This window comes from Neobacillus canaveralius, from assembly GCF_047237705.1.
Lineage (GTDB): Bacteria > Bacillota > Bacilli > Bacillales > Cytobacillaceae > Neobacillus > Neobacillus niacini_K.
The window spans coordinates 5,616,222-5,637,301 of record NZ_JBDFLL010000001.1; the positions used below are offsets into that span (position 1 = coordinate 5,616,222).

The 21,080-nt window shown below is 38.2% G+C and carries 18 protein-coding genes; 5 read left to right on the forward strand and 13 right to left on the reverse strand.

The features are described 5' to 3' along the window. Window positions 1–18: 18 nt before the first annotated feature. The 4 genes from ABC255_RS27395 to ABC255_RS27410 form a co-directional block, all read right to left on the reverse strand. Window positions 19–1,455 (reverse strand): GntP family permease, encoded by a 1,437-nt coding sequence (locus tag ABC255_RS27395; RefSeq protein ID WP_412998267.1) that lies wholly within the window; start codon window positions 1,453–1,455, stop codon window positions 19–21. Window positions 1,456–1,829: 374 nt separating this feature from the next. Further along, on the reverse strand, window positions 1,830–3,302 hold the full coding sequence (locus ABC255_RS27400) for an ATP-binding protein (protein WP_412998268.1): 1,473 nt from the start codon (window positions 3,300–3,302) through the stop codon (window positions 1,830–1,832). 296 nt (window positions 3,303–3,598) lie between these two features. Beyond that, on the reverse strand, window positions 3,599–5,707 hold the full coding sequence (locus tag ABC255_RS27405; RefSeq protein ID WP_412998269.1) for an MMPL family transporter: 2,109 nt from the start codon (window positions 5,705–5,707) through the stop codon (window positions 3,599–3,601). A 110-nt stretch (window positions 5,708–5,817) separates the two neighbouring features. Continuing rightward, window positions 5,818–6,390, reverse strand: coding sequence for a TetR/AcrR family transcriptional regulator (locus ABC255_RS27410; RefSeq protein ID WP_412998270.1), 573 nt, complete (start codon window positions 6,388–6,390; stop codon window positions 5,818–5,820). Between the two features lie 149 nt (window positions 6,391–6,539). On the opposite strand from ABC255_RS27410, the gene ABC255_RS27415 reads away from it, so the two are divergent. The 3 genes from ABC255_RS27415 to ABC255_RS27425 are packed head-to-tail and all read left to right on the forward strand — an operon-like array spanning window position 6,540 to window position 9,043. Further along, a complete protein-coding gene (locus tag ABC255_RS27415) occupies window positions 6,540–7,262 on the forward strand; it encodes an ABC transporter ATP-binding protein (protein WP_412998271.1) in 723 nt (240 codons plus the stop codon). After that, on the forward strand, window positions 7,259–8,359 hold the full coding sequence (locus ABC255_RS27420) for an ABC transporter permease (RefSeq protein WP_412998272.1): 1,101 nt from the start codon (window positions 7,259–7,261) through the stop codon (window positions 8,357–8,359). The genes ABC255_RS27415 and ABC255_RS27420 overlap by 4 nt, the downstream gene beginning before the upstream one ends. A 36-nt stretch (window positions 8,360–8,395) precedes the next feature. Beyond that, window positions 8,396–9,043: a TetR/AcrR family transcriptional regulator gene (locus ABC255_RS27425; RefSeq protein WP_412998273.1), complete on the forward strand. Its 648-nt coding sequence runs from the start codon at window positions 8,396–8,398 to the stop codon at window positions 9,041–9,043. A gap of 365 nt (window positions 9,044–9,408) precedes the next feature. Here the strand turns inward: ABC255_RS27425 and ABC255_RS27430 are convergent, their stop codons facing one another. Continuing rightward, the gene (locus tag ABC255_RS27430) at window positions 9,409–10,791 is read right to left on the reverse strand and encodes an L-cystine transporter (RefSeq protein ID WP_412998274.1); all 1,383 of its coding nucleotides are present in this window, start codon (window positions 10,789–10,791) and stop codon (window positions 9,409–9,411) included. A 181-nt stretch (window positions 10,792–10,972) separates the two neighbouring features. On the opposite strand from ABC255_RS27430, the gene ABC255_RS27435 reads away from it, so the two are divergent. Further along, entirely contained in the window at window positions 10,973–11,839 is an 867-nt protein-coding gene (locus ABC255_RS27435; RefSeq protein ID WP_412998275.1) for a hypothetical protein, read from the forward strand. Between the two features lie 79 nt (window positions 11,840–11,918). Here ABC255_RS27435 and ABC255_RS27440 read toward each other — a convergent pair whose 3' ends face one another. From ABC255_RS27440 to ABC255_RS27465, 6 genes are all read right to left on the reverse strand, one after another. Then, window positions 11,919–13,316: a sensor histidine kinase gene (locus ABC255_RS27440; RefSeq protein ID WP_412998276.1), complete on the reverse strand. Its 1,398-nt coding sequence runs from the start codon at window positions 13,314–13,316 to the stop codon at window positions 11,919–11,921. After that, the gene (locus tag ABC255_RS27445) at window positions 13,306–13,977 is read right to left on the reverse strand and encodes a response regulator transcription factor (protein WP_412998277.1); all 672 of its coding nucleotides are present in this window, start codon (window positions 13,975–13,977) and stop codon (window positions 13,306–13,308) included. The genes ABC255_RS27440 and ABC255_RS27445 overlap by 11 nt, the downstream gene beginning before the upstream one ends. A 19-nt stretch (window positions 13,978–13,996) precedes the next feature. Then, entirely contained in the window at window positions 13,997–14,713 is a 717-nt protein-coding gene (locus tag ABC255_RS27450; RefSeq protein WP_412998278.1) for a M50 family metallopeptidase, read from the reverse strand. A gap of 330 nt (window positions 14,714–15,043) precedes the next feature. Continuing rightward, window positions 15,044–15,712, reverse strand: coding sequence for a PspA/IM30 family protein (locus tag ABC255_RS27455; protein WP_412998279.1), 669 nt, complete (start codon window positions 15,710–15,712; stop codon window positions 15,044–15,046). A gap of 5 nt (window positions 15,713–15,717) precedes the next feature. Continuing rightward, window positions 15,718–16,221 (reverse strand): hypothetical protein, encoded by a 504-nt coding sequence (locus ABC255_RS27460; protein WP_412998280.1) that lies wholly within the window; start codon window positions 16,219–16,221, stop codon window positions 15,718–15,720. Window positions 16,222–16,258: 37 nt separating this feature from the next. Further along, window positions 16,259–18,169, reverse strand: a complete 1,911-nt coding sequence (locus ABC255_RS27465) for an HD domain-containing phosphohydrolase (RefSeq protein ID WP_412998281.1) — start codon at window positions 18,167–18,169, stop codon at window positions 16,259–16,261. A gap of 156 nt (window positions 18,170–18,325) precedes the next feature. Between ABC255_RS27465 and ABC255_RS27470 the strand changes: the two genes are divergently transcribed. Then, the gene (locus ABC255_RS27470) at window positions 18,326–19,522 is read left to right on the forward strand and encodes an MFS transporter (RefSeq protein WP_412998282.1); all 1,197 of its coding nucleotides are present in this window, start codon (window positions 18,326–18,328) and stop codon (window positions 19,520–19,522) included. A 33-nt stretch (window positions 19,523–19,555) separates the two neighbouring features. On the opposite strand, the gene ABC255_RS27475 is transcribed toward ABC255_RS27470, so the two are convergent. Together ABC255_RS27475 and ABC255_RS27480 are read right to left on the reverse strand one after the other, a co-directional pair. Then, on the reverse strand, window positions 19,556–20,560 hold the full coding sequence (locus ABC255_RS27475) for a hypothetical protein (RefSeq protein WP_412998283.1): 1,005 nt from the start codon (window positions 20,558–20,560) through the stop codon (window positions 19,556–19,558). Beyond that, complete coding sequence (locus ABC255_RS27480; RefSeq protein WP_412998284.1) at window positions 20,547–20,894, reverse strand: PadR family transcriptional regulator; 348 nt, start codon at window positions 20,892–20,894, stop codon at window positions 20,547–20,549. The genes ABC255_RS27475 and ABC255_RS27480 overlap by 14 nt, the downstream gene beginning before the upstream one ends. Window positions 20,895–21,080: the final 186 nt, after the last annotated feature.

Genomic DNA, 21,080 nt, shown 5'->3' on the forward strand with positions numbered 1-21,080 from the left:
AACGTATGTTTTTGAATTCTATACAAGTCCTAGGAAAGTATAAATTGCAATAACAAAGAAAACAGCTATTGTTTTAATGATCGTAATCGCAAAAATGTCACGATAGGATTGTTTGTGAGTTAATCCTGTTACCGCTAAAAGTGTGATAACCGCACCATTGTGCGGCAGTGTATCCATTCCACCTGATGCCATCGCAACCACACGGTGCATAACTTCAGGTGGAATATTGGCTGCGGCAATGGCCTTATTGTATTGATCAGCCATAGCTCCTAACGCAATTCCCATACCACCAGATGCCGATCCCGTAACACCTGCAAGTGTACTAGTTGTTACAGCACCGTTTACCAGCGGATTTGTGAAGGTAGTGGAGATTCCATCACTGATTTTTGCAAAGCCAGGAAGTGCAGCAATAACACCGCCAAATCCATATTCTGCACCAGTATTCATCGTTGCTAGTAATGAACCGCCAATACTTTGGTTAAGTCCATCTTTAAATTTATTTGTTACACGCTTCCAATCATATAAAAGCGAAGTCAGAATTCCGACAACCAATGCCATTTCAATCGCCCAGATTGCTGCACTCGCTGCAACGTCAACAGTGTACGGTAAACCTATCGCTTTAAAATCAAACCCATTTGGATACCATTTAGGAATCATGGTAATGAATAGTTTATTCGTAACACCTACAAGAATAAGTGGAATAAATGCTAAAACTTGTCTCAAAACGGATTGATTGGAAGTTAAATCAGGTGCTCCGTCTTCTTTTTCATCTATTAAGTCTTTCGCTAAAGCCGCGGCATTCTCAGCACCGAAGCCATAATATCCTTCTCCAGCTTTTTCTGCCTTTTTCCTTCTCATTTCCAAGTACAATAAGCCAATTGTTAAAACAAAAATTGCACCTATGATACCAAGGATCGGGGCCGCATAAATGTCGGTTTTAAAGAAAGCAATCGGTATAACATTTTGTATTTGCGGCGTTCCTGGCAGGGCATCCATGGTGAATGTGAAAGCACCAAGTGCAATGGTTCCTGGAATAAGTCTTTTAGGAATATTTGCTTCTCTGAACATTTGAGCTGCAAACGGATAAATAGCGAATACAGCAACGAATAAACTTACACCGCTATATGTTAAGATGGCACCTAGTAAAACAATGGTTAGCATGGCGCGTTTTGCACCTAATATACGAACAATCGTCTTTGCAATGGATTCGGCAATCCCTGACATTTCAACTACTTTCCCGAAGATCGCTCCTAGTAAGAAGACTGGGAAGTAGGATTTGATGAATCCAACCATTTTTTCCATAAATACACCAGAGAAAAATGGTAAAACTTGACTCGGCTCAATAAATAAAACAGCTAAAATTGCACATAATGGAGCGAATAAAATAACAGAAAAACCACGGTAGGCGGCGAACATTAGCAGTCCAAGCGCCAAAAGAATAACAATTAAATCCATTTAAATCCCCCTAAACCTTTTATTTTACAAGCTTCAAACAAAATACCCCCATCGTAAGCGTTTTCATTTAATGCCTACGTTTATATAAATGCAAGTTCCATGCCAGTTTTATTTTTAAATTCTAAATAATAGTAATTTTCTTTCTTATTATACTATTTATTACTATTATCTAGTTGGTTACAGTTATAAACCAGTAACATTATTAGTAGTTTTTTCCGGAAATACGGAATAATGAGAATTGAAGATTCCGCAATTCCGGAAATTTCCGCATTTCCGGAATCAACTTTTTCAAGTTAAAAATTAGTGGAAGCCTCTCTTAAGGTAGGCAATTTAAAAAGAGGAGCATCTTCCCTGTGGGAAAACGCTCCTCTCATTTAACTAGCCAGAGGTAATTTAATTTCAACTAACGTACCCTGTTGTTCTTTACTATGATACGTAATACTTCCATAGTGTTGTTTAATAATTTTATTACAAATCATTAATCCAAGTCCTGTGCCTTTTTCTTTTAAAGTATAGAAAGGTTCACCTAATCGAGGTAAAATTTCTTCAGGTATTCCACAGCCTTCATCCTTAACGGAAAGAACACATTCACCCTTTTCACCTTTATGCAGGTTAATGTGAATAGTACCTCCTTCAGGCATTGACTCAATCGCGTTCTTGAGAACATTAAGGAAAACCTGCTTTAATTGATTCTTCTCGCCTGTTATAAAAAACTCCCCTTCTTCGACACATAAATTGAATTGAATATTTTCCATATGTGCTTGCGGTGACAAAAGTTCAAGGGTATTCTCAACTAGATCTCCTAAATTCGTCCGATGAAGCTGCACAGCCTGTGGTTTTCCTAACGTAAGCATTTCACTGGTAATCGTTTCAATTCGTCCAAGTTCACTTAGGAGCAGGTCGTTTATTTCATCAGCACCATTTTCCCTTTTAAAAAGCTGTATAAAGCCTTTAATCGTGGTAAGGGGATTACGGATTTCATGTGCCACACCTGCCGCTAATTCACCAACAATCGATAGTTTCTCAGATTGCAATAGAATTTCTTCTGCCTTTTTACGTTCTGAAATATCACGGCTGATAATTACAATATGTTCAACCTCGCCATTTTCTCCTTCTACAGGTACACACCTGGACTCAAATTCAATCCATCGACCTTGTTTATGGTTGAGACTAAATTCAATTGATTTAAACTCTTTATGATGAAACATTCCATCAATCGTACTTTTAAACAAATCAACATCATCAGGGTGAATGAATCTGCATATTTTAACCGCCTCCAATTCATTCGATTGATAACCTAAAACCATTTCATGGGATGGAGAGAAATAAGTAAGATTATGATCTTTATCCATTACCATAATTAAGTCAGAAGTATTTTCAGCAATCAGCCTGTACTTTGCTTCACTTGCCTCAACCATCTTATACATATCTGTTAATCTATTATTCAACCTATAGAGCTTTAAGTAGGATTCAACCAGTAAAACCCCAATAATTACGCCTAAAATAACAAAGAATACATATTGAAGATGGAAGAATGGTTTATCTCTAAATACATTAAAAATAATAGGAACGGTAATCGTATAAATGATTAAATAAATTCCCGATAAAATAACGGTTCTTTTTATAGGTGAAAGTTTTTTTATGTACATATGCATAAGGGAGAAGCCTGACATCAACCATAGCCAGCCAATAATAGCTGTGTCCCAATGTCCGCTTGAGAGCAGTCTTGCGAGTAAACCGAATACTCCTGTTATCATTCCAGAAACTGGACCTAAGTAGGCGAATACTAGAATCACAGGTGCGTAACGAATATCGTAGGTATACCCCTGTTCATGGATAGACAGCATAATGAGAATGATTGAAACAATTCCTCCATAACAGCCTGCCCAGAGAGGGAAATTTTTTACGGGTTTATGATTTATGAAAGAACGTATTACTAATGGGGTACAAACCAAGAGTGAAAAAACGGAAACATTTACTATATAATCTATTAAAAACAATGAACTCCCACCCCAAAAATCATACTTTTCACTCTATCATAAACTAGAAATTTCTCTATTACCATATGTAATTTTCATTTTAAATGGAATCTAAACCCAGAAAAAAAAGTACCAAAGATAGGGATTCTTTGGTACTGCTTTTTTTACTGAACTTCCTGTGCTGCGTCTGGTTTATCTTTTTCCAATAATACGATCAATGCTGGTAAAAGGATCCCTCGAATTAGGAACGTATCTAATATTATTCCTACTGCGACAATGAAGCCAAATACAAACAATAATTGGATTGGCTGTGTCATCAATACAGCAAAAGTTGCTGCTAGAATGATTCCCGCAGAAGAAATTACACCGCCTGTATTTGCCACAGCAATCTCTACTGCCTTTTTCACAGAGTGCTTTTTCCGTTCTTCCATAAATCTTGAAATGAGAATAATGTTATAATCAATTCCAAGTGCCACTAAAAAGACAAATGAATAAAGCGGTACACGGTTGCTGATGGTGTCAATATCAAAGAATAGACTGCTTAAGAACATTCCCAGACCGACTGCTGCCAGGAAGGATATGAGAATGGTCCCCATCATATAGATTGGCATTCTAAATGATTTTGTCAAAATAATCAACATGGCAAAAATCAAAAGTGATTCGAGCAAAACGATCACGATTAAATCCCTGTCATTCGTTGCACGGTCATCCACTTTTTTTGCCGTTTCTCCTGCAAAATAAAGCTCCCCGTCCAGATTACTTTGTGCTACTAATTTATCTTCATTGTTTCGCATTTTCTCCAATGCATCCATTGTTTCTACTGCATATGGACTTTCCTCAAATGTGAGGCTATATTGTATTACCTTATTATCTGATGTGGTGCCATTCGGACGAACATTGCTGACTAGATTTTGGTCTGCCAGCGTTTCGAGTAATGCTGCTTGCTGTTCAGATGTAATTGCTTCTTTCGCTTCAAACAATACAGTCGTTGCAGCAAGGTCACCTTTTTCAAACTTTCCCTCTAATATTTCATAGCCTTGTCTTGAAGGCATATCCTTCGGAAACGACTTCATGGTATCGAATTCATAATTCAAATTCAGCATGTTTAGGGCTGAAGCTAGAAGAATGATACCAATCATGGAAGCTGAAAGCACTGGTTTTTTCACGACAAATTTGCCAATTTTACTCCATACAGAACTGGATTTAACTGTTTCTTCACCCACTCTAGGAATCTTAGGCCAGAAGGATTTTCTCCCAAACAGAGTAAACAATGCAGGTACAAGTGTAATGGAAGCCAGCATAATAACAAGCATGGCTGCAGCAAACACCGGAGCAAAATTACGATAATCTCCAAATTCAGCAAAGAACAGGACTAACATGGCCGCTAAAACCGTTCCCCCTGAGAAAAAGACCGGCATTCCAGTTTCTCTCATCGCATGTTTCATTGCGTCAAATTTACTTTCAAATCTTTTCAATTCTTCACGGTAACGTGAGAAGACAAATAAGGAATAATCAATAACTGCTGCAAATAAAAGAATCGTCATAATGGAAAAAGTTTGGCTGCTAATCAGCAATCCAGCCTTCCCCATCAAACCTAATAGTTGATTCACAACCTGGTAAACAAATGCTGCTGCAAACAGCGGGATCAAAGCTAATAATGGAGATCGATAAATCACGATTAATAAGATTAGAATTAATCCAACCGTTGAAAACAATAAAACTAAGTCAGCACGGGAAAAGAGATTGAGAGAATCCACCGCAATTCCTGCCGGACCTGTAGTATATAATGTTAAGTCTGTACTTTTCTCAACCATTTCATCAATTTCCTCTAGAGCGGTTCTTATTTCCTTTGACTCCAATGAAGATTCAAATGTTACTGGAAGGATCAAAGTACTTTGATCTTTAGAGAAAAAACTTGCGGTAGCTTGTGGCGGCAAGTTAGTTAAAGGAACATATTCTTTTATTCCCTCAACTTGATCTAATTTTTCAAATAACGGTTTCAAGTCAGATATTTCTACCTTGTTACCTTCATTTTGAAAAACCAGTATGGCTGGTATACCATCATTATTTTTAAAATATTCATCGACCTTATTCTGAGCAATAATAGATTTTGCGTCTGCAGGAATAGTGTCAATGCTTGATACCTCGTACTCCTTAGCACTTGGGGCAAGGACAGATAGCAGTATGGTTACTAAGAGCCAGATTCCAAGCGTAATCCACATACCTTTTTTTGAGGTAACTCGGTCTGTTACCGGCTGTAAGAATGAATTCATGCTCTCGTTCTCCTTCACGATAATATAAGTGACACCTGTGTAACTTTTAACAAAAAAATAATTGACACAAATATCACTTTCATTATCGTTCAAAGTTACACATGTGTCAATTACTTATTCATGAACATTCCCTGACTAATAACTTCCTTTATTGAATGAATCCAAACACCCTTTGGAATTCCAAAATGATTGGGAATTGCTACTGTTTGAAGAATAAATCCAATAATTAAACCATCTGGAATATGTTCTTTTAATTTTCCTTCCGCCTTACCTACTAAGATGAATCGCTGTAAAAATTTGTACATATCTAATGGCAGCTTCTCCAGCTTTTCTTTATTTGTAGGGGTCGCCTCCATCCTTGCCATAACGTGCTCGGCAGCTCTGATTAATTCGTGTACTTCGGTCTTTTTAAAAATAAGATCAATCAGAAAGTCGAATTGCCTTTCAAAACCTTCAAGTTTTTCAATTTCTTTTAATTCATGAAGAAATTCTTCCATTTCGTAAATCATAAAGTCTGTAATTAACTCTTCTTTATTGTCGTAGTATTTATATAAAGCAGCCCTCGAAACCTCCATCCGGTCCGCCAAGAGACTGAAAGTAAAGCCGTCATATCCGTGCTGGAGGAGCAGCTGCTTCGCCTCATGAAATAACTCTACAGTATTAAATTTCCGTTCACGCGCCATCCATTCACCCTCCGTGATACTATGTGAGAATAGTATACCACAAAGGCGGAAAATTTTAGTTATGTCAATGCATGGAGCCTATTGACCTAAGGAATTTACTTGTTATAATTAAAGTGAGTAATCACTCATTTTGAGAGGAATGATTAATAATGTCATCAACTATAGTCATAAATGAAGTGAGTAAAACTTTCGGAAAAAAGTTAGTTCTAAATCAAATCAGCTTAAAAGTTGAATCCGGCCAAATTTATGGGCTAATTGGTCCTTCCGGTTCCGGTAAAACAACCCTGGTAAAGATCATCGTGGGCATGGATTCCCCCAGTGAAGGTAATGTTCATGTATTGAATACACCTGTTCCAAAACTACAACTTTTGCAAAGAATCGGCTATATGGCACAAGCGGATGCCTTATACACCGATTTAACTGGAGAGGAAAATCTCGCCTTCTTTGCCTCCCTTTTTAAACTGAAAAAAGATGTCCAAAAAGAACGGATTGCATATGCAGCAGACTTAGTAAATCTGACTACAGATTTGAAAAAGAAGGTTCAAAACTATTCTGGCGGTATGAAACGCCGGTTATCTCTTGCAGTGGCGTTAATACAAGATCCTGAAGTCCTTATTTTGGATGAGCCAACTGTCGGTATTGACCCCGAGCTAAGACAGTCCATTTGGGCCGAGTTATATCGTTTAAAGAATGAAGGGAAAACGATTTTAGTAACTACCCATGTTATGGATGAAGCAGAAAAGTGTGATTGTCTTGCTATGGTGCGTGATGGTGAGATTATCACAAGCGGGTCACCTTCGGAATTGAAAAAGCAATACGGGATTACAAGTTTAGAAGAGGTATTTTTAAAAGCAGGGGGTAAGCAGCAATGAGAATATTAGCCATGGTCAAACGGATATTTCACCAAATGCTGCGTGATAAACGGGCTTTAGCATTGATGATGGTTGCTCCATTACTCGTTTTAACCCTAATGAATTATCTGCTTTCTGGGAATACCGTTAATCCCAGACTTGGTGTTATCAATGCAGATGACAAATTAATTGAGAGATTAAAGGATAGTAATATTTCCGTTTTACAAGTAGAAGAAAACACGAAAAACCTCTTACTCGAAAAAGACTTAGACGGAGTTCTACAATTTGATGGTGAGGACATTACTTTGACCCTTACTAATGACCAGCCTAATGCAGCGAAGGCTTTACAAATAAAGGTGCAACAGGCAATTGCGGCAGAGAACGCAAAAGAGCAGGCAGCCAATTTATCTGCATTTATGGAGGGTATTCAGAGTAAACTTCCAGGAGTGCCCATTAAGATGGACCAGGTAAAAGCACCTGAGGTAAATACTTCCTATATATATGGAAATAAGGATACCATCTTTTTTGACCAATTGAGCCCGATATTAGTTGGATTCTTTGTCTTCTTCTTCGTGTTCTTAATTTCTGGAATTGCATTGCTGCGGGAACGTACGACTGGTACTCTTGAACGATTACTGGCCACACCTATCCAAAGAAGAGATATTGTTTTTGGTTATTTGTTGGGATACGGATTATTTGCGGTAATCCAAACCATTATTGTGGTTACGTATGCTGTAAATGTATTAGATATAACGCTTGTAGGTTCATTCTGGAATGTTGTCATTATCAATTTAACCCTTGCATTAGTGGCGTTAACACTTGGAATTCTATTATCGTCATTCGCTAATTCCGAGTTTCAGATGATGCAATTTATTCCGATAGCTATCATCCCTCAGGTCTTTTTTGCAGGTATTCTTCCGTTTGAGTCTATGGCTGGATGGATGCAGATTCTTGCTAAATGCATGCCGATGTATTATGGCGGAAATGCCTTAGTTGATGTGATGTATAAAGGGCTAGGTTTAAGTGATATCAGAAACGATTTATTCGTCTTGTTGGGCTTCGCCCTTGTCTTCATTATTTTAAATATAGTAGCATTGAAGAAATACAGGAAAATTTGATATGGTTCATTTTGAAATGAAAAAAAGGAGTTACCAATGACTGAAGAAGAATTAATGCTGCAGCAGTTATTTGATGAAGATAAATTGACTGATAAGCAAAAAAAAATCATTGTAGCCGCAATTGAAACCTTTTCTGAAAAGGGCTATGCCGCTTCGTCGACTAGTGAGATTGCTAAAAAGGCAGGAGTAGCGGAAGGAACCATCTTTCGGCATTATAAAACGAAGAAGGAATTATTGGTTTCGATTGTGGCGCCGTTAATGACAAAGTTCATTGCTCCATTGGTGGTTAAGGACTTTAATAAAGTACTTGATCGGGAATTTGAAACCGTCGAAGAATTTCTGCGTGCCACGATTGAAAATAGAAGAGACCTTCTCATCCGGATGCTGCCTGTGGTGAAAATCATGTTTCAAGAGATTCCTTTTCAGCCGGAACTGCGTGAACAATTTTTTGATCTCGTCGCAAAAAATATCTTTAACTCCGTTGAAAAAGTGATCATAGGCTATCAGGAAAAAGGGCTATTAGTTGATATGCCGCCAGAAAGTATCGCTCGGTTAACCATTACCAATATACTCGGCTTCTTATTCTCCCGTTATGTTCTTCTTCCTCATTTGGATTGGGATGATGAGCTTGAGATTGAGCAAACTATACAATTTATCATGCATGGAATAGGAAAAAGGGATTGATAAAAAGGCAGCCACCACAATGTTTAGGACATTGAGGAACTGCCCTTTTTAGTTGAGGTTATTTTTACCCCATTCAGTAAAAACTCATTACCGTCTTCATCAGTGAACTGTACATAGGTTCCTCATTTCATTTAAAAACCTACTATTCCCAAGGGTCCTGTGCTGTCTAATCAAACGTTTGATTAGTTTATCAACCGATTTAATCAAACGTTTAATTAGTTTTTTAGCCAAAAAAAACTGGATAGCCATAACGACTATCCAGTAATTACCAAAATGTCCACACCACACGGACTGTGTCCACGAGCGGTGCCTGTCACCAAAGGTGACATCACCTTGGTGACAGGCACCCATTTTAAACACTCATTTTAAGCTTCAACAATATCCGGTTGTTGATATACTTCTTTATCGAATTCACCTGTTGCTTTGCTTGTTAGTATTCCGGATGTGATTGCTCCGCTTACGTTTAGGGCTGTACGTCCCATGTCGATTAACGGTTCTACTGAGATTAGGAGACCCACAATAGCAATTGGAAGGTTCATAACAGATAGAACGATTAGCGCTGCAAAGGTTGCACCGCCGCCCACTCCTGCTACACCGAATGAACTAATGGCAACGACGAGAATCAATGAAAGAATAAAGCCAGGGCTAAACGGATCAATTCCTGCTGCTGGTGCTACCATAACGGCTAACATTGCCGGATAAACGCCAGCACATCCGTTTTGCCCAATTGTTAGACCAAATGAACCTGCAAAGTTTGCAATCCCTTCAGAAACACCTAAGTCTTTTGTTTGTGTTTTAATCGTTAGCGGCAGTGTACCTGCGCTTGAACGAGAAGTAAAGGCAAATGTTAAAGTTGGCAAGGCCTTTTTCACAAAATTAACTGGATTAATTTTTGCGATCGCTAATAACAATAAATGAACTATAAATACAAGAATAAGTGCTACATAAGAAGCGATAACAAATTTCCCTAATTTTACAATCGCGTCATAGTTACTTGTGGCTGCAACCTTTGTAATAATAGCTAAAATACCATATGGTGTTAAACGAAGGATTAACGTAACAATTCTCATGGTTACTGCGTATAGAGAATCGATTATTTTCGCGAAAAGTTCAGCATGTTCTGGGTCTTTACGCTTTACCCCAAGGTAAGCAATTCCGATAAAGGCTGCAAAGATAACAACCGCAATTGTAGATGTTGCCCGAGCACCTGTTAAATCTAAAAACGGATTAGCCGGGAATAATTCAAGAATTTGCTGCGGAATGGTCATAGCTTCAACCGTGCCCACTCTTTCCTCTAACGCAGCATTTCGTGCCGCTTCTTCTTCACCTTCAGTCAGTTGTATACCATCAAGACCAAATCCTAATGAGGTACCAATTCCAATTGCTGCAGAAATAGCAGTTGTTCCAAGTAAAATCCCAATTACAAGAACACTGATTTTTCCGATATTCTTGGTTAATTTTAATTTTGTAAAGGCTCCTACGATTGAAATAAATACAAGCGGCATAACCACCATTTGTAGTAACTTAACATAACCCGATCCGACAATATTAAACCAAGCGATTGATTCTGTTGTAACCTCGGAATCTGCACCATAAATTAAATGAACAATAAAACCAAAGATAAGACCTAACCCTAAACCAGCGAATACACGTTTTGAGAATGATACATGCTTCTTTGCCATCATGCGCAAACCAACCATGAGTAAAAGCAATACGGCAACATTCACAATAATTAGAAATGCATTCATCTTGTTTCCCCCCTTATTTTATTTATATTTCGTGGTGCGTAAATTAGTCTATGAGAATATTAGTATATATATTCCTACCAGTCGAGTCGGGATAATATGTTTTTTGTTCTAACTATTTGAATAAAATCCCCACTTTGATAAATACTAGCTGCTAATAGTGAAAACAGAGGGAGATTTAAATATGGAGTATAATTCCTACTGGTATCTGGGGTTAGGGGTCTTAAGTATTCTTCTGTTAATTTATGTGTATGTAGCAACAAGAAGTAATAGGAGTTTACTGCTTTTTTTCGCGATGGTTGGTCTAGGATATTTAATAGAAACTGTAATTTACAATTTCGGTCACAGCTATCAGTATTTCCCTAAGTTGATTAAGCATGATTCGTATTATGATAGTAATATGGGAGCCATTGCCTCGAATGCATTGGCATTACCTGCCGTAGCCACATTTATTGGTGCTTTACGGAAGAATTGGATATGGATAATATTATTTACTAGCCTTATTGCAGGGATTGAATGGACATTCTTGCAGCTAAATATATATTCACATAATTGGTGGAAAATTGGTTACACAGCACTTGGCTTACTTGTCTTCTACTTCCCTATATCAAAAGTGTTCGATCAACTGCTGTCCCATCCTTTGACTGGAAAGCTTCATAACATTTTACTGTTTTTAATAATTGGTCCCATTTCAGCGAGTTTCCAATTTACACCTATTATGTTCTTTTCAAATCGATATTATGAACTTGGCTGGTTTGACCAACTATCTGAAGATACTACTGCCTTTGGTTCCATCTTTTATTTATGTGCCTGCCTTTTCTACGTATGGATAGCGAACCGTCATTGGGAGTTTAAATGGTTAAAATATGTGTTTACCCCCCTTTTAATGTACACGGTGAACGGTATCCTGAAAAAAGCAGAAATCCTACACAGCCTCGTCTGGTGGGATACATGGTATTATGTCATCCTATCAGTTCTTATGTTAAAAGTAACTGTTACCATCAGCAAACACCTATCAAATGGACCGAAAAAAATGCCTGACCCTAAATAAAGGATCAGGCATTTTACATTGGGACTGTCCGCCTCAGGTGGAAAGTGTCCACGAGCGGTGACAGGCACCAATTTAGGAACTAATTCAGTGGAATACGAATAGTAAATACGGTTCCTTTTCCGACTTCACTAGATATGTTTATTGTCCCGTTATGTGTTTCAACGATCCATTTGGCGATGGATAGTCCCAATCCATGCCCGCCCATTTGCCGTGAACGGGATTTGTCTGCACGGTAGAACCGTTCAAAAACGCGATGGTAATCTTCTTTGTTAATTCCGATACCCGTATCCTTTACACTAATACACATTTCCTGCCCTTCCCTTGAAAGCAGGAGCCATACTTCACCTTTATTTGGTGTGTATTTAATGGCATTGTCTAATAAGATATATAGTAATTGAGATAATCTGTCCGGGTCTCCCTTTGCCATCAATGTATGAGGAGCTTCTAAACGAAGGCTAATCTGCTTTGTGTCAGCAAGTGACTGGACAGATTCAATCGCTTTCTCGGCATGAGGAAGAAAGTCAAACGTCTCGGTTCTCCGTTCGATAATACTTGAATCTGAACGTGCTAGTGTTAACAAGTCGCTGACCAAACTTGTCATCCGTTTCACTTCCTGCCTCATATTTGAAAGCAGTTTACCGGCAAATTCCTCTTTCTTCGTATCAATCGTCATTTCAATCGCATCGAGAGACGATAATAGTACACTTAAAGGAGTTCGCAGCTCGTGCGAGGCATCTGCAACAAACTCCCGCTGTCTCGTAAAAGCCCTGCTAATCGGAATCATAGCTTTTTTGGACATGGCAGTACTAATAAATAGTGCCACAACAACAAACACCAATCCAATTACTAAAAGGATAATCAATAACCAATGGAACAGCTGATAGGCAAAAGTAATATCCTTACCAATAAACAATTTACCCACAAAGCGGCCTTTATCGTAAATCGATTGGCTGGCAATGATTAGGGTGATATCTCTGTCGGGCTCACGCTGAAAAAATTCACCCGGTTTTCCTCTGCCTTTCTCACTTCCTTCAAGATGAAGTGTTTCCTTTAGAATCTCTCCATCATTCAGGCCACTTCGATTCAACATTTCTAACACATCAGGTTGAATTCGCTGGTCTGCTTCGTTTCCCATAATCAATTCTCCATTTGAATTCACAACATAATAAAAAAGCTGGTTTACTCCGGCAAACACGACCTCTTGATTTTGAATTCCGCGAAAATCATTTTTTTCATTTGTTGTTAAATAATCCTCTAGGACACCTGCTTCCTGCTTCACTAATGTTTCAAGTTCAGTCTCCTGATTCCTGAGAATACTAAAATAAAGCACTGAATAAACAATCATAATAAAGAGAATGAGAAATAAAATAAGCAATCCACTATAAATACGGGTAAGCCGGCCTTGGGTACTTTTAAAAACATCTTTCTCACCAAGGTTTGTTAATAAGTGGAAGAATGAAAGCAGATTAGTTTTCAAGCTTATACCCTACCCCTCTTACACTTTGAATCAACTCCTGTTTCCCCGCCTTATCTAACTTTTTCCGGATGAGTTTAACGGTTGCATCAATTGTCTTAGGCGCAACATCAGAATCCAGTCCCCAAATTCGCTCAAGAATCACTTCTCGCGGGATGACCTGACCCTTATTCTGGACCAATAAATCTAATAGTTGATACTCCCGGGGACTTAATTGGATTTCTTCGCTCCCGAATCGAACAAAATGACCGTTTCGATTCAGCACTAGATCTTGTAACTTTATTTCCTCTTCTAATAGAGGCGCATAATTCCGTCGTGAAAGAGCCCGCAATCTTGCCTGCAATTCTCCTATTTCAAAAGGCTTCACAAGATAATCATCAGCTCCGGAATCCAATCCCTCTATCCGATCCTCTACCGTATCCTTTGCAGTCAGCATCAGGATGGCTCCCGGATATCCTTGTTTCCGTAATCTGCGGCAGACATCTACCCCATCGCCGTTTGGCATCATCCAATCCAGGATTAAGACATCATAGTGTGCGTTGGAAGCATAATAATATGCATCTTCCCCTTCCATCACCCACTCTACCTTGTGTCCAATCTTCGTTAACATATATACAATTAATTCTCCAAGCTGCAAATCATCTTCAGCTAATAAAATATTCATAATCAGGAAACCCCTTTTATCAGGTGATAAACTTCTCCATTGTCTGGAAAATCTCCAACAACTCAAATCTTATCATAGCCACCTTAAAATTTAGAACATGATTGAAAATAAAATAAGCAGCATAGAGCGATTGACCTAAAAGGGCGATTCCACATATAACCGCGGGAATCCTTACTATTTTTGCTAAAGCACCAGGTTTTCCTTCGGTTTTAAAACTTTGTCTTATTACTTGGAAGGCATTTATGATAGCTTGAACAAGAATAAGTGAAGATAAAAAGATACTTATATGCATAATCGCTAATTCATTGCTGAAATACAGTGGTACAGCTAATATTGTGACAAATGATAACGCCCATAATACCCCAAAAAGGTTTCGAATCCAAAGTAAAATAGAAATAACCATTAGACCGATAAAGAAATAAATGACGAAATGAAACTGATTTAATGATAGTAAGTAAAATAACCCCATTGCTAATAACAATGTACCCGTATACCCAATATAAACAATCATTACCTTTTGGACTTTTGAATTGACAATGCTTGTCGTCTCGCCTGAGCCGTTTTTGTACAATTTAATTTTATTTGATTTTCCTTCTCTCGTAACCACAACTGATAGAACATGAATGATCTTCTCAATTAGTGTATTACATAGGGAAAAGTAAACTCTTAACATAGGAAGCCTGCTAATAGCCAGTGCCGCGGCCAAATATAACAGTATAAGGCTTGTAGTACTCACGATGAAATCTCCTTTCTCTTTATATAAAGAAAGGCTGTGTTAAATTAGGCTGTTGATTTACGCTCCAGGCGCGAGCGGTTCGCGGGCTCGCCCGTGAGCCTCCTTACAGCTTCGCACCTGCGGGGTCTCACTCAGCTCGTACATCCCGCAGGACTTTGATTTACTTCCTCGAATCTGCCCACGCACGAAGAAAATGTGATAGCATTTTCGAGGAGTCGAGCGCCTTCCGCTTCAATCAACAGGTTCTAAAGTCATCAGTATCCATTAACACAGCCATATAGAAAAAGAAGCACCAATCCTACAAAGAGTGCTTCCTTTTTCTGGTTATCCTTACAACGTTACTTTTTCACGTTTTAGTTTCTCAAGTTCCTGTTCGAGCTCTTCTTCTCTTATATAATTTTGATATGCTGCATCATGCTGCGCTAAAGGGCTTGAGAACTGACTGCCAGCTTGTACCTGAGCCTCCATCAGCATAATACGCTCTTCCGCACGTGCAACTCCTCTTGCGATGTTATCTGTTTGGAAGGAAACAGTCGCTTTTTGAATTTGTTTAATAGACTGAGCCACATTGGCCCGAGATGCTAATAAAATTTTCTTATGCTGCAATTCATTATAGGTTTCCTTCAACTCATTTAATTTTTCTATTAAAATTTGTGTTTGCTCTTTGATCGCATTGAATTGCTGTTGATAGAGGTCAAACTGTTTTTCATGAAGTAATTTTTCCTGAAGTGCTAATTTCGCGATTGCTTCCTCTTCTTGTTCAATTGCCAGTTTAGCCTGACGCGTTCTTTTTGCTATTAATTGTTCCGTATCTAGCAATAAAGCCGCTTGTTTTTTCTCAACAAGGTATTGCTGTGATAATGCTTTTTGGCCCTTTAGAATTTCCTGTTCCAATTCTCTTGAATATTCATTCAACATCGCAATTGGATTTTCCAACCCATCTAATAATCCATTAATTTCAGCCTTCGTAATTGTTGTTACTCTTTTAAAAATACCCATTTCCTTTATTCTCCTTTTTTAGTTAAATTTTTTTCCCACTGATCTAACATACTTGCATTTTGATTGACAATTGGAATATGTGAACCTACTACAGGTGTATCAATAAACTGTTGCATGGCAGAATTTTTTGCTTTCCTTTTAACCCATTTCAGTATTAGAACTAAAAGTGCTAGTCCAATAATCAGAAATAATAAAAGTCCAAACCAAGAAAATTCTCCTCCTGGATGAGGGCCATTCATAAACTGGTGAGCTCCCCTTCCGCCAAAGTGCCCACGCCCTTCAGGCCGAAACCCATTTTGGAACACCACATTGGTTTGATTTCCTCCTAAAAGATGCAGGAAGAAATTAATTACAACCAGTCCAGAAGTTATAATTACACCCCAGAAAATGGCTAGTTTAACTCTAGTATTCATCGCTATCTTTCCTCCTTTCGTTCTTGATAGTTTGAAGTTTATAGGACAATGGTGAAAACTTGGTGAAAAGTATATCTTGTAATTAAAAAATTCCACAAAAAAAAATGAGCAGCCTTACCACTCATTTTCCTTATTAAAATACCTTCTCATCACGATATTTTTCGTATATGACATTGAATTCATCAAAATGTTCAAGAAATAGATCTGTTAAAATTGGATCAAAATGTTCGCCGCGTTCTTCTTTAAAGAGTTGAATGATTGTGTTCATGTCCCATGCAGATTTATAGACACGCTTACTCGATAAAGCATCAAATACATCCGCAATAGCCGTGATTCTTCCAAATATATGAATTTCCTCCCCTGTAAGTCCTCGCGGATAGCCTTTGCCGTTATATTTTTCATGGTGCTGCAAGGCAATTATAGCAGCTGCTTGCATAATAGACCTGGTGGAATGCTTTAACATATCATAGCCAATATTCGTATGAGTTTTCATTACATCGTATTCCTCAGAAGTTAACTTTCCTGGCTTATTTAGAATTTCGTCGCTGATTCCAACCTTGCCAATGTCATGCATAGGGCTTGCAAGCCTGATCCTGTCAACCTCTTCTTTTGGCAGACCATATTTTTCTGCTAGGAGACAGGAATATTCCGCTACCCGTTTGACATGGAAACCAGTTTCTTTAGAACGCGTCTCAACAATTTCTCCCATTGTCAGGATCACTTCTCGCTGAGTACTTTCAATTTCTTCATTTAACTCATCAATGGTTTGAAGGTCTCTAGCCTGCTTCATAGATAAATTCTCAACTGTTTTAAACGCCTTGGAGAATTTTTTCGAAATCAAGAAAGCCTGGGCAAAAATAAAGATAAACAATCCGAACTTAGCCATATCAAAAGTCACAATAATGTTGTTGTAGTAAAGAAGGTCATTTATTACTGTCAGCGCCATTATGAGAAACATTAAACAGGAAAATAGAGCACCTTCACGTCTTAACATAGCTGCCTTAATAAATACGAATATGACGTAAGGAGCGTAAACAGCTAACACCAAATGAGAAATGGGTAAGCTGTAAGTAAATAGACTAGCTGGTAATAGGATTACCAATGTACATAACAGTGCATAAATAACCACCGCTGCATGTACCATGCGTTTATGGATGTCTGACGGGAACAGCTTTTGAACATAAAGGATGAACAATGCCGGTCCAGCGTACTGGCCAATATATTCAAACTTCTTATATATATCAAAATCTAGATTTGGGAAAAGGTGATTAATGTATACTTCTCCTAGAAACAATGACCGAAGTCCAAACAGTAAACAAAACAATCCAAAATAAAGCGGTGAGCGATCATTACGACGTATGAGAAATAGACCAAGATGATATAGTCCAATCATGACAATACTTCCCGCTACAAAAAGCTCAGAAGCAAGGCGCTTATTCCAAAAATGAAGCATTTCATCGGCATTACCTAATGTAATTGGGTCCCATAATCCCCCTGTTCGTTGAACATAATTTGAAACCTGGATGATTATCTCATTTTCTGCCTTTGCCTCAAAAATAGCGACCTTTGGATAATATTGACCAACCATCTTTTCTTTAGAAGTCCCTACTTTTCCCGCTGTTGCTAATAGCTCCCCATTTACCCAAAGTTCATAGGCTGACTCTACGCCGAACGGAATATAAATTCCTAGTGATTGTCCCTGTTGCTGCTCACCCAGTTTCAACTTCATTCGGTATGTTGCATAACCATGACCCGATAGGTTCTGCTCACCAACTTTGTTCCCCCAGAACATTGGTACTTTAATGTAGCCTGTTTTGTTTGGAGTTTCTTTTGCTTTGAAATCATTAGACATTAGGAGTTCATGCCAATAAAATTCCCAATCTCCATTCAATTTTACTAAACGGTTCGTTTCGAAGTTCCAATTTGCTAGATTAATACTCCCTTTTTCGACGTTTGGAGAGGGAGTGATTTGGCTTTGGCTGCTAGAACATCCCCCAATGATGAGGATGAACATTACCCAAAGTAAAATATGTATTTTTTTCATATATGTTTCTTCCTTCAATTAGACTCATAAAACCTTTATATCATAATCACAACTGTTTAAAAATAAAAATTTTTCAGATATTAATATACTGGATTTTACTTTCCATAAGATTATAGTATGGTGAATAGGTAGAATACTAGATTGAGAGGCTAATACATGTGGAAAAATAGAAATGTTTGGATTATTTTAACGGGGGAATTTATCGCTGGTCTTGGCTTATGGCTTGGGATTATCGGAAATTTAGAATTCATGCAGGAGAAGATCCCTTCTGATTTCTTAAAATCGCTCCTTATGGCTACTGGACTTGTAGCAGGTATTGTCGTTGGTCCATACGCAGGCAAAATTACGGACCAAAAGAGCAAGAAAACGGTCATGCTATGGTCTGGATTATTACGTACAATCAGTGTCATCTTCATGCTCATTGCTATCGCTACTGGATCGGTTTGGTGGATGCTCGTATTTTTCGTTACCATTCAGATTTCTGCTGCCTTCTACTTTCCAGCCTTACAAGCAACGATACCGCTTATAGTTAAAGATAAGGATTTGCTCCAGCTCAATGGGGTTCATATGAATGTATCCACCCTATCACGTATCGTCGGTACTGCCGTTGGAGGGATTCTCTTGGTGCTCCTTCCCTTATCCATGCTCTATATTGGTTCTTTAGTGGCCTACCTTGGATTACTGATCCTAACCTGGTTCCTAAACTTTGAAGAGAATAATGATACACCTTCAACAAGAAAAGCTACAGCTGGAAATAATAGTTTTAAAAATGTATTACCAGTAATCAAGGGGCTGCCAATTGTGTTTATGACACTATTGATGACCCTTGTTCCACTTTTGTTTCTTGGCGGCTTCAATCTTTTGGTCATCAATATTAGTGAATTGCAGGATAGTTCTGCTATTAAAGGCTGGATTTACGCTGCAGAAGGGATTTCCTTTATGATAGGAGCCTTTTTTATAAAAAAAATTACCGACTATATCTCACCTTATAAAATTTTATTTGGCAGTTCACTCCTAGTTGGTTTTTCTCAGATTCTGCTTTATTTTGCGGATATTTTTGTGGTAACCATCGCCGCATTCTTAGTTTTTGGTTTTTCAGTAGGCTGTTTTTTTCCAACAGCTTCTACTATTTTTCAAACGAAAGTACCAAAGGATTTTCATGGAAGATTTTTCTCATTCCGCAATATGCTCGATCGAGTTGGTTTCCAAATCGTTCTGCTGATGACTGGTTTCTTGCTAGACTTTATTGGACTGCAGCTAATGTGTTTAATTTATGGGTTACTAAGCATTGTTACTACTTTTATTTTTTATGTAAAAAACAAACAAATGCGTACGGCTAATCAGGAGAACTAACAAGGGCACCATCCATTTGGATGATGCCTTTTTCTATTTTAAGTTTTTTAGATTAGCCTTCCGAAATCCTTGGTAAATATCGATGGCGGCGAATAATAGGAATGTAAATACGGCTCCCCAGAAAATCCACGTGCCGACATCACCTGTAATACTGAATAAGTCAGTTATATACGTAACAAAAGCAGGATTAAATAACTGATTATTACTGATGATGAGGATAAATACAATCGAAGAAACACCATGCATAACTGTGTTGATACTTGCCATTGTCCCAGTCCATTGTCCTTTATGGAATTTATAGGACGCTACAGCAATCTCCAATCCGATTACAATGACCACCAATGGCCAGTAGGACAACAGAACCTCTTGATTAAAAGTCGGCATGATAAATTCGAGACCCTTATTTCCTTTTTCATAGACTCCCAGAAGACTAGCTGCATTGAAATAGACACTTGCCCAGATTGCTGTCCAAAGCATCCCAAGAAATACTTCCACCCTTGGTATCGCTTTTTCCTTTGGGATATAAGGAATATTATATAAATCTTCAGGCGTCCATTCTTTTAAACATGGTGTTAATGGGACCTGTCTATTCTTATGGTCTGTACGCTCTATGATTGCAAACACCACTGTTAACCAGAAAAACACTTGAATACCAGTGCTGAATATCCTCCAAATACCAAAACCAATAGCATTTAAGAGTACGTTTAAAACTGCTTCTTCTTCAGGATAGGAAATAATACTGTCTGCAATTATGGAAATGAAGGTTATGGCTGCGGCTATGGGGAGAATCATTTTTAACAGATTGATATAGATATCAAAGTAACGGGGACCAATCAAATGCATAGGACGGTCTAGGTATCCGCTGGCAAGGACAGCAGGGTTTCCTAATTTTTCAAGAGCTGGTTTAACCTCTTCCTCTGTGTAATCAACCGGAAGCATATCCTCAATCGTTGAGCGAAGTTCAAGTGCAATATCCTCTCGACTTTTTACCGGGAGCCTGCGAGTAACCTCTTGAATATAAAGGTCAATTATTCTCATCGGTATCATCTCCTTTTAATAGTAAGGAAAGTTCATGTGATGTCTTTTCCCATTCTTTTTTTAGCTGCTGGAATATCTCTATTCCAAATGGTGTTAATACATAATACCTGCGTGGCCTGCTTTCAGTGGTGTCCCAGCTGCTTGTGACTAACTCCTGTTTTTCCAGACGGCGAAGCAAGGGATATAGTGTACTCTGTTCAATCGTAATCCCACACTGCTCTAATAATTGCACAAGCGAATAGCCATATTGTGGTGTGCGCAGCTGGCTTAATACTGCTAATGTCAAAGTCCCCCTCCTTAGCTCTGTCGTTAATGAGTTTAATAAGGTATTCATCCGCCCACCTCCGTTGCTTTTATGCTGTACGTCGTACACTATACTCTATACTATGCGACATACACTATTATAGTTCTCATAATAGTTGACGATTGAAATTAAGTTTTTGATTACAGTATGACTAGGAATATTTTTTATCATGGTGAATATAAACAGTATTGTATGTTTAGTAGAGGAGCGTGTTGG

What these genes read in the sequence shown, in the direction of transcription:
- ABC255_RS27475 (WP_412998283.1), bottom strand. Translation starts at nt 20,560, where the DNA reads ATGAGAATAATTGACCTTTATATTCAAGAGGTTACTCGCAGGCTCCCG.
- ABC255_RS27465 (WP_412998281.1), bottom strand. Translation starts at nt 18,169, where the DNA reads ATGAAAAAAATACATATTTTACTTTGGGTAATGTTCATCCTCATCATT.
- ABC255_RS27480 (WP_412998284.1), bottom strand. Translation starts at nt 20,894, where the DNA reads ATGAATACCTTATTAAACTCATTAACGACAGAGCTAAGGAGGGGGACT.
- ABC255_RS27425 (WP_412998273.1), top strand. Translation starts at nt 8,396, where the DNA reads ATGACTGAAGAAGAATTAATGCTGCAGCAGTTATTTGATGAAGATAAA.
- ABC255_RS27400 (WP_412998268.1), bottom strand. Translation starts at nt 3,302, where the DNA reads ATGCTGTCTATCCATGAACAGGGGTATACCTACGATATTCGTTACGCA.
- ABC255_RS27445 (WP_412998277.1), bottom strand. Translation starts at nt 13,977, where the DNA reads ATGAATATTTTATTAGCTGAAGATGATTTGCAGCTTGGAGAATTAATT.
- ABC255_RS27470 (WP_412998282.1), top strand. Translation starts at nt 18,326, where the DNA reads ATGTGGAAAAATAGAAATGTTTGGATTATTTTAACGGGGGAATTTATC.
- ABC255_RS27420 (WP_412998272.1), top strand. Translation starts at nt 7,259, where the DNA reads ATGAGAATATTAGCCATGGTCAAACGGATATTTCACCAAATGCTGCGT.
- ABC255_RS27415 (WP_412998271.1), top strand. Translation starts at nt 6,540, where the DNA reads ATGTCATCAACTATAGTCATAAATGAAGTGAGTAAAACTTTCGGAAAA.
- ABC255_RS27455 (WP_412998279.1), bottom strand. Translation starts at nt 15,712, where the DNA reads ATGGGTATTTTTAAAAGAGTAACAACAATTACGAAGGCTGAAATTAAT.
- ABC255_RS27410 (WP_412998270.1), bottom strand. Translation starts at nt 6,390, where the DNA reads ATGGCGCGTGAACGGAAATTTAATACTGTAGAGTTATTTCATGAGGCG.
- ABC255_RS27405 (WP_412998269.1), bottom strand. Translation starts at nt 5,707, where the DNA reads ATGAATTCATTCTTACAGCCGGTAACAGACCGAGTTACCTCAAAAAAA.
- ABC255_RS27395 (WP_412998267.1), bottom strand. Translation starts at nt 1,455, where the DNA reads ATGGATTTAATTGTTATTCTTTTGGCGCTTGGACTGCTAATGTTCGCC.
- ABC255_RS27430 (WP_412998274.1), bottom strand. Translation starts at nt 10,791, where the DNA reads ATGAATGCATTTCTAATTATTGTGAATGTTGCCGTATTGCTTTTACTC.
- ABC255_RS27435 (WP_412998275.1), top strand. Translation starts at nt 10,973, where the DNA reads ATGGAGTATAATTCCTACTGGTATCTGGGGTTAGGGGTCTTAAGTATT.